The 12756-nt window shown below is 37.8% G+C and carries 12 protein-coding genes; 9 read left to right on the plus strand and 3 right to left on the minus strand.

Translation table 11 applies throughout. From position 1 onward, the window contains the following. Positions 1-78 precede the first annotated feature (78 nt). On the minus strand, positions 79-993 hold the full coding sequence (locus ACFSBH_RS10525) for a zinc dependent phospholipase C family protein (RefSeq protein WP_379597410.1): 915 nt from the start codon (positions 991-993) through the stop codon (positions 79-81). 312 nt (positions 994-1305) lie between these two features. Here ACFSBH_RS10525 and fumC point away from each other — a divergent pair, with 312 nt between their 5' ends. The 3 genes from fumC to ACFSBH_RS10540 all read left to right on the plus strand — a co-directional run bounded on the left by fumC (position 1306) and on the right by ACFSBH_RS10540 (position 3747). Further along, positions 1306-2691, plus strand: coding sequence for a class II fumarate hydratase (gene fumC, locus ACFSBH_RS10530; protein WP_251512073.1), 1386 nt, complete (start codon positions 1306-1308; stop codon positions 2689-2691). A 259-nt stretch (positions 2692-2950) separates the two neighbouring features. Then, complete coding sequence (locus ACFSBH_RS10535; protein WP_251512070.1) at positions 2951-3154, plus strand: alpha/beta-type small acid-soluble spore protein; 204 nt, start codon at positions 2951-2953, stop codon at positions 3152-3154. A 239-nt stretch (positions 3155-3393) separates the two neighbouring features. After that, positions 3394-3747 carry a YlbF/YmcA family competence regulator gene (locus tag ACFSBH_RS10540; RefSeq protein WP_251512068.1) on the plus strand — a complete coding sequence of 118 codons (354 nt, stop codon included), beginning with the start codon at positions 3394-3396 and terminating at the stop codon, positions 3745-3747. Positions 3748-3830: 83 nt separating this feature from the next. Here the strand turns inward: ACFSBH_RS10540 and ACFSBH_RS10545 are convergent, their stop codons facing one another. Continuing rightward, positions 3831-4016, minus strand: a complete 186-nt coding sequence (locus ACFSBH_RS10545) for a hypothetical protein (protein WP_379597413.1) — start codon at positions 4014-4016, stop codon at positions 3831-3833. Between the two features lie 112 nt (positions 4017-4128). Then, a complete protein-coding gene (locus ACFSBH_RS10550) occupies positions 4129-4314 on the minus strand; it encodes a YhzD family protein (RefSeq protein WP_251512066.1) in 186 nt (61 codons plus the stop codon). 131 nt (positions 4315-4445) lie between these two features. On the opposite strand from ACFSBH_RS10550, the gene ACFSBH_RS10555 reads away from it, so the two are divergent. The 6 genes from ACFSBH_RS10555 to ACFSBH_RS10580 all read left to right on the plus strand — a co-directional run bounded on the left by ACFSBH_RS10555 (position 4446) and on the right by ACFSBH_RS10580 (position 12699). Next, positions 4446-5345: an ABC transporter ATP-binding protein gene (locus ACFSBH_RS10555; protein ID WP_379597415.1), complete on the plus strand. Its 900-nt coding sequence runs from the start codon at positions 4446-4448 to the stop codon at positions 5343-5345. Next, positions 5338-6594: an ABC transporter permease gene (locus ACFSBH_RS10560; protein WP_379597417.1), complete on the plus strand. Its 1257-nt coding sequence runs from the start codon at positions 5338-5340 to the stop codon at positions 6592-6594. The genes ACFSBH_RS10555 and ACFSBH_RS10560 overlap by 8 nt, the downstream gene beginning before the upstream one ends. A gap of 108 nt (positions 6595-6702) precedes the next feature. Further along, positions 6703-7938: a metallophosphoesterase family protein gene (locus tag ACFSBH_RS10565; protein ID WP_379597419.1), complete on the plus strand. Its 1236-nt coding sequence runs from the start codon at positions 6703-6705 to the stop codon at positions 7936-7938. Then, complete coding sequence (locus ACFSBH_RS10570; RefSeq protein ID WP_379597421.1) at positions 7935-10937, plus strand: ATP-binding protein; 3003 nt, start codon at positions 7935-7937, stop codon at positions 10935-10937. The genes ACFSBH_RS10565 and ACFSBH_RS10570 overlap by 4 nt, the downstream gene beginning before the upstream one ends. A 95-nt stretch (positions 10938-11032) precedes the next feature. After that, positions 11033-12259, plus strand: coding sequence for an HD domain-containing protein (locus ACFSBH_RS10575; protein ID WP_379597423.1), 1227 nt, complete (start codon positions 11033-11035; stop codon positions 12257-12259). Between the two features lie 245 nt (positions 12260-12504). After that, the gene (locus tag ACFSBH_RS10580) at positions 12505-12699 is read left to right on the plus strand and encodes a sporulation YhaL family protein (RefSeq protein WP_251512252.1); all 195 of its coding nucleotides are present in this window, start codon (positions 12505-12507) and stop codon (positions 12697-12699) included. The last annotated feature ends 57 nt before the right edge of the window (positions 12700-12756 follow it).

The following is a 12756-nucleotide window of genomic DNA, read 5'->3' on the forward strand; positions in this document are numbered from 1 at the left end:
CAAAATAAAAAAGAGGTCAATCGAGAAAATGTATTCTTGATTGACCTAGTTTCATTTTATTATATTGTGTTCTGTTCGCTATACAATAGGATCACTGTATTGAAGTTCCAGCCTCAAATTTAGTGGTTTACCTGTATCGTAGGAAATATCTCCGATTAAATCTTCAAGTTTCTCCAATGAGTAAGATGAACCGCTATCCCAGTAATGAAATAATTCGGTTATGATATCAATTCCCTCTACACGGCTTTCACTGTACAGTTCGATGAAACTTTTATCACATGGTTCATTTGTTGCCGGATGATACCAAGTTGTTTTTTGTAAGTTCAAATAGTCCACTTCATCTTTGATTGGCTGATGTGAATATGCGGATATTAAACGGCCAAGCAACCTATTTTTGATTCCGGTCGGATCCGCTAAAATTTTTAATGCAAGCAGCATATCCTTATAAGCTTTCTTAATGTAGGTGTCATCGTTTCTGGTGAAATCAGGATAATTGGTATTAATTAAATGAAATAATAGCGAGACGAGACGATGATCGAGCTTCCTTCCTACATCAATTTCCTTGTAAACCGGTGTTTTCCAAGTTTTTAGATTGTGGTACTTCTCCATCATCAATGTATCAATCTGTATCTCTAATCGTTGATGATTGTTTCCATCATATCCAGCACGATAATGGATATAAGGATGGGTGTTACGGTCAAGTACATGATGCGTGACAAAACCGACGACAAATGCTTGAACTTCATTGCTATTGTCTTTGGCAGCTTTAATCATATCAAGGAGGAAGGTTCCACACTGACTTGTATGTAACGCCGTGCCTATATTATGGACCGGTTCTTCTTTAATCCATGGCCAAAAATTATAATAGAAAAACGGATCTGGTCCCTGTGCACCGAGACTCATATAATTCTCATATTGGGAGAATGAATGATTCTTGCCAACAGCATCCACGACCGACTCGCAGAAAAGAATATGAGTCCAGATATTAGGCATTGTAATTTCCTCCTTTCTTTATTGTCAAAAATCCATCTTTGTATATTATATAGTAAAATTCGTATTTTTCACTGTTGTTGTGGCACAAATTTGTGTCAATTGATAAATCTTAGCTGAATAGTAGGGTTATTTTCATTAAAACTGATATTACATATGGAAAAGTGGATTTAGAATATGTAAGAGGTGGTTCGAGTTATTGAATATATTTGATTCCAGCGATGGAGTCCTATCGTGTATGGTTTTTCATTTCCTAAGCATCAAGAAATTTGGTACAATGTATACGGTATCATAAAACACAGGGAGGAACTACATTTGGACTATCGTTTGGAGAAAGATACACTAGGGGAAATTAAAGTTCCTGCAGATAAATTCTGGGGAGCGCAAACGCAAAGAAGTAAGCAAAACTTTCCAATCGGCAACGAAAAAATGCCAAAGGAAATCATTAAAGCTTTTGCTGTACTAAAGAAGAGTGCTGCGAAAGTAAACAGTGATTTAGGTTTACTTGAAGCAAAAAAAGCTGAAGCAATCGAATACGCAGCAGATGAGGTTATTGCAGGGCGTGTGGATGAGCATTTTCCATTAGTAGTATGGCAAACTGGAAGTGGTACCCAATCGAATATGAACGTAAATGAAGTGCTTAGCTTTATCGGAAACAAGTGGCTAGAGGAACAAGGAAGCGAATTACGTCTTCATCCGAATGATGATGTAAACAAATCACAAAGTTCAAATGATACATATCCGACAGCTATGCATATTGCTTTTGTTTTAAAGTTAGAGGATCATGTATTACCCGCAGTTGAAGTGTTAAAGAAAACGTTAAAGGAAAAAGCCGATGCATTTACAGATATTGTAAAGATTGGCCGTACCCATTTACAAGATGCAACACCACTTACACTCGGGCAGGAAATCAGTGGTTGGCATCGTATGCTAGAAAAAACAGAATCCATGATTAAACTAAGCATTCCAGAACTTAAAGAATTGGCACTTGGCGGTACTGCAGTAGGTACTGGTCTAAATGCCCATCCTGAATTCGCAGAACGTGTTGCAAAACAAATTAGCGAATATACAGGAAAAGCTTTTGTGACTGCTAAAAATAAATTTCACTCATTAACAAGCTATGACGAAACTGTATTTGCACATGGTGCTTTAAAAGCACTTGCGGCAGATATGATGAAAATCGCGAATGACGTGCGCTGGTTGGCAAGTGGTCCACGTTCTGGCCTTGGTGAAATTACGATTCCATCAAACGAACCGGGCAGCTCCATTATGCCAGGTAAAGTAAATCCGACCCAAAGTGAAGCAGTTACGATGGTAGCTGCACAAGTGATGGGTAACGATGCAACAATCGGTTTTGCTGCAAGCCAAGGAAACTTTGAACTGAATGTATTCAAGCCAGTGATTGCATATAATTTCTTACAATCTGCTCAAATACTTGCTGACAGTATTCTGTCCTTTAACGATCGTTGTGCGGTTGGAATCGAGCCAAATCATGAAACGATTGAAAGACATTTAAATGAATCTCTCATGCTTGTTACAGCGTTGAACCCACATATCGGTTATGAAAACGCAGCAAAAATTGCAAAAACCGCGTTTGAAGAGAATTCAACTTTAAAAGAAACAGCTGTAAAATTGGGACTGTTGACTGAAGAAGAATTTAACGAATATGTTGTACCAGAAGAAATGACACATCCAAAATAATATAAGATGAAACGGCTTTGCTTCCTACTTATGGAGCAAAGCCGTTTTTAAAATTCTAGAGTAGATTAAATAAGAAGAGATGAAAGACTTTTATAATATCACTTATATTCACGATAAGTTTATGATTTTTTTCGCTAAATCCTGTTATTTTCCAATTTACACCTCCGAATTGGAATAGTATCTACATTTTACCAGTGAATTCATGTAATAAGATTTTGAGGATTTGCGGACAATATGATTACAAAGGAGGTGAAGTCCAATGGCTAACAACAACAACTCAAACCAATTACTAGTTCCTGGAGTACAACAAGCGCTGGATCAAATGAAATATGAAATTGCTTCAGAGTTTGGTGTTAACCTAGGAGCTGATACAACTTCTCGTGCTAACGGTTCTGTTGGTGGAGAAATTACAAAACGTTTAGTTCGTACTGCACAGCAACAGCTTAGTGGTGGCGGACAATAACAAAAGTTAATAAATAGTGGGCGGGCAGTATTGCTTGCCCACTTTATATTATAAAAATAGAATTACAAAATACATATTAAGATTTTAATTATCAATTATCTGTTTGTCATTATCCTTATTATATTGCATTTTTCCAAATTAATATGGAAATGGTATGGGATATAAGTAAAGGTTCACGGTATACATTCTGACTCTCATTTGTTATAGTAGGTCTAACTTATATTTTGGGAGGATAAAGAATGTCCAATATTTATGATCATGCCTATAACTTAGAAAAAGCGATTCGTGAAAGCTCAGAGTTTCAACGACTAAAAACAGCATATGAAGCAGTAATGAATGACCCAGAGTCAAAACAAATGTTTGAAAGCTTCCGAGACACACAGCTAAACTTGCAAGAGAAACAGATGCAGGGTCTAGAAATTACGGAAGAAGAAGTGGAAAAAGCCCGAAATGTAGTTGAATTGGTGCAAGGCAACGAAACAATTGCAAAGCTGATGGAAGAAGAACAACAGTTAAATGTTATTATTGGTGATATCAGTTCAATTATTACAAAACCTTTAGAAGAAGTTTACGGATTCAGCCAAGAAGATTAATCAAAAACTCACAGAGAATACTTCTCTGTGAGTTTTATTGTTGTTGACCGTCCCTAACCGGTCGCTTCCGCTTTTGTTGTCGTCTAGCTACAGCGTGCAGGGACTCGCAAACTTCGTACTCCTCCAATCGATAAGTCAACATCGGCTCTCTTCGGTCGCCGTGTTTCCTTTATCCCATTTCGGAGTACTCCAGTTTGTACGTCCCTAACCGCACGCTTCCGCTTTTGTTGTCGTCTAGCTCCAGCGACCAGGGACTGTTCGAACTTCATGCGCCTTCAGTCGATAAGTCAACATCGGTTCGTGACCTCACCGTGTTTCCTTTATCTCCCTGCGCCGCATTCCAGTTCGACTGTCCCTAACCGGTCGCTTCCGCTTTGGAGTTTACCTATGAAATAATATTAGTTTGGCTTCTGGGTTTACGCAGCGGTGTGTGTGTTCGGAGTAGCCTTTTTCGGCTAATTTATCTTGTCCGATTTTCTTTGCTGCGTCATCGTTTTCGGCAGTGAATGATTCATCCAATAGTTTTTCCCCGTCCGGATTGAAGACTGTTAGTGCATAATTTCTCAATGTATCGTTCCTCCCTATTTTTTTAATTTTATTATAATTCATTATAAGAGATAATGCGAAAAATAAAGTTGAATCAAACGAAACCATTTGATTCATTAGTCCGTAATACAAAATGGAAAGGAGATAGGACTATGACATTATTAATAAATAATGTAACAAAACGGTTTGGCGACTTTACTGCAGTAGATAATTTGAATTTGACCATTCCTAAAAATGAGATGTTTGGATTTTTAGGGGGAAACGGAGCAGGGAAGACGACGACATTCCGCATGTTGTTAGGTTTATTGGATAAAACAGAAGGTGAAATTACTTGGAATAATGATTCAATCAGCTATGATAAGAGTCATTTGATTGGCTATTTACCAGAGGAAAGGGGATTGTATCCGAAACTTACCGTAAAGAACCAGATTACATATTTAGCAAAACTACGTGGAATGGCAAAACCGGATATTTTACCTGAACTCGAAAAATGGTTGGAACGTTTTAAAGTACCGGAATATATGAATAAAAAGGTGGAAGAACTCTCCAAAGGGAATCAACAAAAAATCCAATTCATTTCTGCGGTAATTCATAAACCAGAATTGCTTATCTTGGATGAACCTTTTTCAGGACTTGATCCGGTAAATGTGGAGATGTTGAAGGAAGCTGTCCTTGATTTAAAAGAGCAGGGGACTACAATTGTATTTTCTTCCCACCAAATGGCAGTGGTGGAAGAATTGTGTGAGAACCTCTGTATTTTGCAAAAGGGGAGACCAGTAGTACAAGGTGCGTTAAGGGAAATAAAACGATCTTTCGGAAAGAAGAACTTACGCATTCATGCCGATTTTTCATTGGAGTTTTTAAAAGAATTTCCTGGTGTAGTAAAATATCGGAGAAATAATGAAGGCTGCGAACTTCAAATTTTAAATGAGAATGTCTCCCAAGATATTTTCCAGGCATTACAGAATAAAGGTTTTATAAGAAAATTTGACTTGGAAGAACCTTCATTGAACGATATCTTTATTGAAAAGGTAGGTGCTTCCTATGAATAAATTTTGGGTTATCCTTGAACATACGTACTTGGAAAAGATAAAATCTAAAACATTTATTATTATGACGGCACTCCTGTTGTTATCTGTCGTTGCTGCGGTTAATTTTCAATCAATCACGGACTTCTTCGGTGATGATGATGGCAAAGATCAAATCGCAATCATTGATGAAACTGGATTTATATTTGAACCTTATAAACAAAGTGTTGAAACACTAGATGAAGAACTAGAACTTGTGGAATTCACAGGAACAGAAGAAGATGCAAAATCGGCTGTTCAAGATGAAGAGTACGATTCACTTGTTGTCGTAGAGCTGAATCAAGAGAATCTGCCGGAAGCAACCTATTTTGCAAATAACATCACCGATTCTTCCACACAGACTACGTTACAGGAACAACTGCAAAATCTTAAAGTAGCTATTTCGATTGAACAGACTGGTGTGGATGAAGCGACTATTCAGGAAATCTATGCACCTATTTCTTTTGATACCGTTGCGCTTGATGACGATGCGAAAACAATGGAAGAAATGTTCCAGGCACAAGGAATCGTCTATGTTATGGTATTTTTCATGTATATTGTTGTTATTTTATATGGTCAGATGATTGCTCAAGATGTGGCAAATGAGAAATCATCCCGTGTTATGGAAATTTTAATATCAAGTGCCTCACCAGTTTCCCATATGTTCGCTAAAATCTTCGGAGTTGCACTTGTTGGTTTGACACAAATCCTCCTGTTAGTCGGCGTTGGGTTGGTGTTGATCAACAGTAAGAAGGATGAGCTTGTCGGCGGTATGCTTGATTCATTTGGATTAGTTAATATTCCAATGGATTTGATCATTTATGCGATTATCTTCTTCTTACTAGGCTACACATTGTATGCCACGCTTGCAGCCATGCTCGGTTCATTGGTAAGCAGAGCAGAAGATGTGAACCAACTGATCACACCAATGATTATTCTGATTGTCATTGCGTTTTTAGTTGCTATGTTTGGATTGGGAGCACCGGAATCTACACTTGTAACGATTTCTTCTTTCATCCCGTTTTTTGCACCGATGGTAATGATATTGCGGATTGGTATGCTTAATCTTCCGCTTTGGGAAATTGGATTATCTATTGGTATCTTGATTTTAACTATAATGATCATGGGATTGATTGGGGCAAGAGTTTATAAGGGCGGAGTACTTATGTATGGTAAATCAGGCTCACTAAAAGATTTCACGAAAGCGATACGTTTATCCAAAAAAGAAAAGTAAAACTGGGATATCTTCTTGTCCCGGTTTTTCTTTTTCTCCCTAGCAGAACGTGCATTCCCATTCTTAATCTGTTAAAATGAAACTAATCATAAATTCGGAGGCAATAAAATGGAGCGGAATATTACATTTATCCATGCAGCTGATCTGCATCTCGATAGTCCATTTAAAGGGCTGACCAATTTACCGGGCCATTTATTTCAAGAAATAAAGGACAGTACATTTCAAGCATTGACCCATCTCGTGGAAGCTGCAATTGAATACGAGGTTGATTTCGTTTTGATTACTGGGGATCTTTTTGATAATGAAAAACAAAGTCTTAAAGCTCAAATTCATTTGAGGAAGGCTTTCGAACGGCTGCAGAAGCACCGTATTTCTGTTTACATCAGCTATGGCAACCATGATTTTATTAATGGAAATATTCATCAAGTAACGTATCCAGATAATGTACATATTTTTCCTGATGAACAGGTACGGTCCTTCGTGTATGAAAAAAATGGTGAGCCTCTTGCAAGAGTGTATGGCTTCAGTTACGTGAATCGAGCAGTCACTGAAAATAAATCGAAGGAATATGAGGTAGAAAATCGAGACATTCCATTCCATATTGCTATGCTACATGGTAGTGTACAAGGAGATGAGGAGCATGATCCTTATGCCCCGTTTCAAATTTCAGATCTCGCTATGAAGGGCTTTGATTATTGGGCACTGGGTCATATCCATAAACGAGCGGTATTAAAGGAAGAACCATATATTGTTTATGCCGGAAACACTCAAGGACGGCATCGTAAAGAAACAGGAGAGAAAGGGTGCTATTACGTTCAGCTGGCATCACATAAAACAGATGTTACATTTATACCCCTACAAGAGATTGAATTCACCAATTTAAGCGTAGATGCATCCTCTTTAAAGGAGATATTCGACTTGGAGGCAATGGTTCTGGAGAATATAAAGCAACTCAAGGGAGGTACTCCACGGCTCATTGACATCAATCTGACTGGACAGAACAGTGAGCTGAAGAAATGGAAAATAAATGGACAGTTGGATGAACTGATTGACATTATCAATGAGTCATTATCGAACCAAAATCCATGGAGGTATGTTTTTAACGTTGCAGTATCCATGGAGGAGAGACTTGCCATAGATGAAACAAGCTACGGTGAACATTTCTTCGGGGAACTCAAGCAGATTATCGAGAACACGGATGGACTTTCTCATCTTCAAGAATTGTATCAACATCGTCAAGCTAGAAAGTATCTTGATTTACCTACAAGGACTGAAGAAAAAGTATGGAAGCAAGAAGCCGGGAATCGTTTATTTGATGAATTGCTGAAAGGGGCTAGCCGATGAAGATTGTAAGGGCCAAAATATTTGGATTTGGAAAATGGGTGGATATGGAAATTGAATTCCCAAGTGAAGGTCCATTCATTATTTTTGGTGAAAATGAATCTGGGAAATCCACCTTTCATCAGTTTATCCTCTTCATGTTATTTGGTATGCCACCGAGGCAACGTAAATGGTACCAACCAAAAACGAGCAGTAAGATGGGTGGACACCTAGTCATGTCGGATTCTGAAATTGGGGAATTCACCATTGAACGCTTCGATCATGTAAAAAACGGTGAGGCTACATGTATGACAGCTACAGGGGAGGTCTATGGGGAAGACTGGTTAAGGGAAAGGCTTCAAGGAATGAATAAGGACACCTTTGATTCGATATTCTCCTTTTCTGCATTGGATTTGAATGGAATAAAAGATATGCATGAAGAAGAGCTTAGTGACGTTCTCTTAAGTATAGGACTAACTGGCTCAAGTAATGTTTATCGGGTTGAAAAACAATTGGAGACACGACTAGGAGAATTGTTTAAGCCTAATGGTAAAAATCCGACCATCAACCAACAGCTTCAGCTTCTTCAACAACTGAAGAAGGAACTAGCTGCCATTCAACAAGAAGAAGCTACGTACCGTGAGAAAACGATGGAATCACAGTCCCTGCAAGATAAATTGGAAACATTGAAAAATCAACAGCAGGAATTGGAAAAGGAAAATAAGCTGCTCACAAAGATGCGTACGGCCTTTCCGTTTCTTCAAGAATATAAACACTTAATGAGTAAGCGACAGGCGTTTCAAAAAAGCATCGATTTTCCCATCCATGGTGTGGAACGACTGGAGAAGTTAAAAGATTCTCTTCGTCCGCTGGAAAGTGAATATGCAATCTTGAGAAAAAATGAGGATAGTTATCGAAGAAATCTTGCTGAGATCGACGATCAAAGATTGAATCAAGAACTTATGGATGAATTAAGGACGAAGCTAGAGCAAAAACAAGTATATGCCAAGTTAATAGATAAACAACAAGAATTACAAGAAGTCACGGCAGAATTGAAACGGGAAATTTCGAGAGAGCTAGATGAATTACACATCGATCTTACTCAAGAAGAGCTATCAGAAGTATCTCTGCCTTTCTATATTGAAGAGACCTGGAAACAGTTGAAAGAAGATAAAGAAAGGCTCGCTCAAGAAACAATTAGGCTAGAAGCGGAAAAACGTTCTTTAATAGAAGAAGAGAAATACAACTACGAGCAACTAGAAGAGAAAAAAGCAGCCCTCTTACCTGAAACAGAAATTACTAAAATCAAGCAAAGATTAAAGCAAGGAAAGGAATCTATTCAGCTTGAGGCTATTTACGAAGCGGATACACAACGTAAGAAGAATTACGCATTAGAAAAAAATAAAAAGATCAAACAAACAAATTTGTACCTAATTACAGGGATAGTAATAGCTTTACTTGTTTCTGTTTCAGCGATTGTTTTAGAACAAACTTTTCTTTTTGGACTTGCTGCCATCATCTTTCTACTCAGTGCTGGTCAAAATATATTCATCAAGCAAAATGTAAAAGAGATGGAGAGAGTATTAAATACTCCATTGGAATTTGAAAGTAATACAACATTATCTGAAGAAGAAGTATTGAAGTTAGAGCAACAGTTGGATGATGTGGAACAAATAAGAAATGAAATGAAGCAAATTCAGTCGGATATACAACGCCAGCAAGTTAAGTTTATGCAATTGGAAGAAAGAGAGCGGAGTCTGTTAGAAAAAGAAGCACGACTTAGGCAACAATTTGAAGAGCAATATACTTCATACCCATTTCTTAAAAATATCAACAGTAGTTATTGGCTGGATTATTATCATCGTTTAAGGAAGCTGCTTGCTACACATCACGAATACGAGCAGCATTTGCGCAAACTTAATGAAATTGGGGTAGAGTTAAACCAATTGGAGGCTTCCATCATATTCTTTGTCACCAAGCTTGATTCTGATCATTCCATTTCAGCTGCCATTGAGGCTTTTGTTTATATTGAAAAACGATTAGAAAATGAGATGGAATTGAAACAACGTCAATCTCATTACATGGAGCTTATGAAAGAAATAGAAGAGAAACGTTTAGAAATTGTAGAGAGAATGAATGTTCATAAAAGAGAAGTCGCAGAACTCTTGCAGGCAGGACATGCTCAGACAGAAGAAGAATTTTACGAAAATGCAATATATGTAGCGGATAAAGCGCAATTTGAAAAAGATGTAGAGACTAATCAAAGGCAACTCGAAGTGATTTTTCCTGACAATAGATGGGAGAGTATCATCCATGAACAGTTGGACGAGCTAGAATTGAGCGAGCGACAAAAAGAGTTGGAGAATAACCAGCATCAGAACCATAAAGAAATTGAACGGACGCGCGCTCTGCTTGCAGAAGTAAACGCAGAACTTAATCGTTTAGAAGGATCAGAAGCTTATTCGCAAAAAATGCACCAATTCGAATTGGAAAAAGAAAAACTGAATCAACTGGCAAAAGAATGGGCAATTATTAAAATGGAAAAAGAAGTACTGGTCGAAACGAAACAGCGATACCAAACAAAGTACTTATCCAAAGTGCTCGAAGAAACAACTGGCTTTTTCAGCATCATTACAGCTGGCCGCTATACAACGGTTTTATCACCACAAGGCAAACAACCATTTCAAGTGATGTCCCATGATGGAGTGCGTTATCGTGTGGATGAATTGTCACATGGAACGATGAATCAATTATATGTTTCGCTGAGACTTGCAATCAGTAAAGTGATTGCAGAGAACCATCAGTTGCCATTTATTTTAGATGATGCTTTTGTTCATTTTGATGAACTCCGCGTAAAAAGAATGATGGATGTTTTACAAAAAGTTGCAATAGAACAACAAATGATTATGTTCTCTTGTAAATCCGATGTAGTAAAAGCTTGTGAAGAACTGGGGATTTCAATCTTTCGTTTGACTGGAGAAACAGAGACTGTGAAAAACACTCATTTTGCGATAAGTGAATGATAGAATAAAAGACTATTTATTTTAGTGTTTCGTGTGGTAAAAGCGAATGGTAAAATAGAATAAAATAATAGACAGTGAGTTTTGGAGTGATTGATATGTCGGAGAAACAGCATTATTTTTATGGCTTAATCCCAATTGAGGTGGAGGCGACCCCTACGGAAAGGGAGCAGATTTTACGGGATTTCCCAGTTCCTGTATTGCCTGATGAAGATCAAAATTTCAGTCTCGAACAACAAGAAAAAGGAGCTACGGTTTCCATTCGGGTGCTGCTGAATGACATGAATGTGCAGACGACAAAAACGAATAATCAATTTTTAAAAATGACGTTCAGTAATAATGCCGGTACGATACAGGCGAAAATGTGGGACAACCAAGGCGCTGTAGAACGACACTTACCTTTGTTGGAAAACTACTCTATATTTGATATTGAAGGGGTCGTTGATGAATTCCGTGGGTTTAAATCAATCACGATCTACAGACTGGAACCTTGTGAAGAAGAAATTAATCCATTTTCGTTTTTACCATATACGAAACAAAATATGGAAGATTTTACGGTGGAGCTTTTCACCTATCTCAATGAATTATCAACACCGTATCATGAGCTATCCATTGCTTTGATGAATCGATTTTGGAATGAGTTTTCCATCAGTCCAGCAGCGAAAGGATTCCACCATAATTATTTGGGCGGGTTATTAAAGCATACTATTGGACTGATGCGCATTGCTAGATTCGTATTAAAACAAGAAGCGGATCCTTTTCAAGCGGTAATGAAGCTGATTCAAATTGTAGAAAAAGCCTATAAAAAAGAGTTGTGGTCACACCTCAAAAATGATGGCAAAGGTGAGAAGCTTGTTTGGAAGGATACAATTGATCATCTCTACCAGATGTTAACCGGTATGATGGAGCATAAAGAAGAACAAGTAAACTATGATGCTCTTTTGACAAGTATTCTATTACACGATATCGGTAAAATTTTAGAATACGACTTTGCTGGTAAAGGATACACCGGTTTTGACTTTCTATATCCAACTGCTATCCAAACAAGTTTGCAGGGAAGGAAGAAAACTGGTATAACAATGGATGAATTAGGTATGATGGTCGGGCATATTCCATATGGAGCCCTCATCCTGACTAAAATCGTAGAGCAGGAAGGAATTGCTCTTCCACTTGAAGAAATTCATCTTATCTCTCATTGCATTTTATGTCATCACGGATTGCCGGAGTGGGGGGCAAGTGTCAGGCCTCAGACAATGGAGGGATTTATTATCCATATTGTAGACTATCTGGATAGTAGATATGAAAATACAGAAGCGGTAAAATAGATGTCTAGTCCTCTCGGATGAGAGGGCTTTTTTATTGGGCTGACAGCTGATAAATATGGCAATATAGTAGAGGTTTTGCTGACTAGATGACTACTCATGGTAGAATGGCATGTTTTCCATAGCTCTAAGTAGGTTCATCGTTGTTCCAGCTTTTATAGATTCATTTAAATGTTATGAGGAATGTTTAACTCTTCCAGTTCATATAGTTAAACAGGAAGAACTTGGACAAGGAGGGATAAGGAATGATGATTGGTGGCGTTCCTTTATGGGTATTTATTGTAATTTTGCTTATCTTCTTTAGTGGATATATGGCATTTCGAGCAATGCATGCAGAAAGAAAATTAGACGAGCAGTTTATCGAAAGGGAAGGCCAAATATATATCGATCGGATTAGAGAGGAAAAGGAAAAGAAGGCAAATAGAGACCGTCAAGGGTCATAACATAACGATATGCCTTATACAAAAATAAAAGCTGCCTCCAGTGGGGGCAGCTTTTAT

Source organism: Oceanobacillus luteolus (assembly GCF_042678205.1).
GTDB classification, from domain to species: Bacteria; Bacillota; Bacilli; order Bacillales; family Amphibacillaceae; genus Oceanobacillus; species Oceanobacillus luteolus.